The 2,366-nt window shown below is 44.7% G+C and carries 2 protein-coding genes; one reads left to right on the top strand and one right to left on the bottom strand.

The window, feature by feature from the left end:
• A partial coding sequence (locus PX481_RS17540) for a cation-translocating P-type ATPase (RefSeq protein ID WP_288095223.1) occupies window positions 1-1,445 on the bottom strand: 1,445 nt, incomplete at its 3' end.
• A gap of 295 nt (window positions 1,446-1,740) precedes the next feature.
• On the opposite strand from PX481_RS17540, the gene PX481_RS17545 reads away from it, so the two are divergent.
• A partial coding sequence (locus PX481_RS17545) for an FAD-dependent oxidoreductase (protein ID WP_288095225.1) occupies window positions 1,741-2,366 on the top strand: 626 nt, incomplete at its 3' end.

Consider the following 2,366-nt stretch of genomic DNA (forward strand, 5'->3'; position numbering starts at 1 on the left):
CCTTTGGTAAACATTAAATAGGCAGAATCCCCCAAACCTAACTGGGCATTCTCACAGATTACTGACATTCTCTTTCTTTCGGAAGAAAAGGGAAATTCGCCTAAACGAGGGCTTTGTGGTGCCAATGCTTCCCGATATAGTCCTCCTTTACCCGCTAACGTCAGTAAAGCTCCTTCGGTGGGATCGCCTAAAATTGACCATTCTTGAGCTTTATTTTGCAAAAGTGCATCATTACACAGCACACAAGCCGTTAAAATTGCCTGTAGTTCCGGATCACTTTCACTAACACCATTAAACTCACCGATAGGCGCGTAACCTTCCCCCGTGACAGTAATTGTCTGCTCGGAAGTATTAACTTTCTGCACCACCATTTTATTTTGAGTTAAAGTTCCGGTTTTATCGGAGCAAATCGTCGTTACCGAGCCTAAGGTTTCCACTGCCGGCAATTTACGGATTAAAGCTTGTCTTCTCACCATTCTTTGGGTTCCAATTGCCAAAGTCACCGTTACCACTGCCGGTAAACCTTCGGGAACAACGGCCACAGCCATACTGAGGGAAGTTTCGAGGAATGATTCAAAAAACTGCCAACCAAAGCGAATTACACCGCCAAGGACGACTACCGCCACTAAAGCTAGGGAACTACTCACTAAAACGTTACCTAACTGCGACATTCGCTGCTGTAGGGGAGTTGGTTCACTTTCTACTCCTTGCAACAAAGCGGCGATTTTACCGATTTCCGTATCCATTCCCGTCCTGGTAATCGCCACTTTCCCGCGCCCTTGTACTACTTCCGTACCCTGATAGACGAGGTTAATGCGATCGCCTAAAGAGGCATCTTCCGGTAAAACCTTTTGTGCTTGTTTATTCACCGATTCCGCTTCCCCCGTGAGGGCAGCTTCGCGGATTTGCAGGTTTTGTGCTTCTAATAATCTGCCATCGGCGGCAATTTGTACCCCCGCTTCCAGTAACATGATATCCCCGGGGACAAGTTCCTTGGCCGTCACTTCAAAGGTGCTACCATTACGAATAACTCTAACTTTGGGCGAGGATAACTGCTTAAGGGCTGCTAATGCCTTTTCTGCCCGACTTTCCTGTAAATATCCTAAAATACCGTTTAAAATAACAATTGTAAAAATAGCTATCGCGTCTTTGGGAAATTCCCCTTTTTTCAGGTCCAAAACTGCCGAAACCACCGCCACGGCAATCAGCATCACTAACATAATGTTAGTAAACTGTTCCCAGAGAATCATTAACGGGCTACGTCCCCCCGTTTCTTTTAGTTCATTTAACCCGAAAATATCCTTTCTTTTAACAATTTCCGCCTCGATTAAGCCGGTTTCCCCATTGGTTCTCAGTATTTCTAGGGTTTGTTCCCCAGTTAAATTATGCCAAGCACGATTATTCTCTATTTCCGAGACTTGAGGTGACGTAGTGGGAAAAGTCATAGCGATCGATTGAAGAGGGTGTACGCGTGAACTAAAAAGGTAAGCGAATTAAGCTAATTACATATCACAATATCAGTTATCAGTTATCAGTGACCAGTTATCAGTTATCAGTGACCAGTTATCAGTTATCAGTGACCAGTAAGCAGTCAGCAGTTATCAAGGAAGTGGGGTGTGGGGAGAACAAAGCCGCCTCCTGCCCCCTGACTTCTCGATAATCTGAAAAAAAATGTAACGAAATGTGAAGTATAATGGCGAATGTGATAAAGACAAGACATTAGAGAGTAGATAGGAAACGATGCGAGTTGCGATCGCTGGTGCGGGACTAGCCGGATTATCTTGTGCGAAATACCTTGTCGATGCGGGACATACGCCCATCGTACTGGAACGTCGCGATGTATTAGGGGGAAAAATTGCCGCTTGGAAAGATGCCGATGGGGACTGGTACGAAACCGGTTTACATATCTTCTTTGGCGCTTATCCCAATATGCTGCAATTATTCAAAGAATTGGGCATAGAAGATCGCCTACAGTGGAAAGAACACTCGATGATCTTCAATCAGCCGGAAAAACCGGGGACCTATTCGCGGTTTGACTTCCCAGATATTCCCGCCCCAATTAACGGTATTGTTGCCATTCTTCGCAATAATGATATGTTAACTTGGGAGGAAAAAATTAAATTTGGACTCGGTTTAATCCCTGCCATTGTTAAAGGTCAAAGTTACGTCGAGGAGATGGACAAATATTCTTGGTCGGAATGGTTAGAGAAACAAAACATCCCCCCTAGGGTAGAAAAAGAAGTGTTTATCGCTATGTCGAAAGCCCTAAACTTTATCGATCCTAACGAGATTTCCGCCACGATTCTACTAACAGCCCTCAACCGCTTTTTACAGGAGAAAAACGGCTCAAAAATGGCTTTTCTCGA

This window comes from Microcystis sp. M53603_WE2 (genome assembly GCF_030065435.1).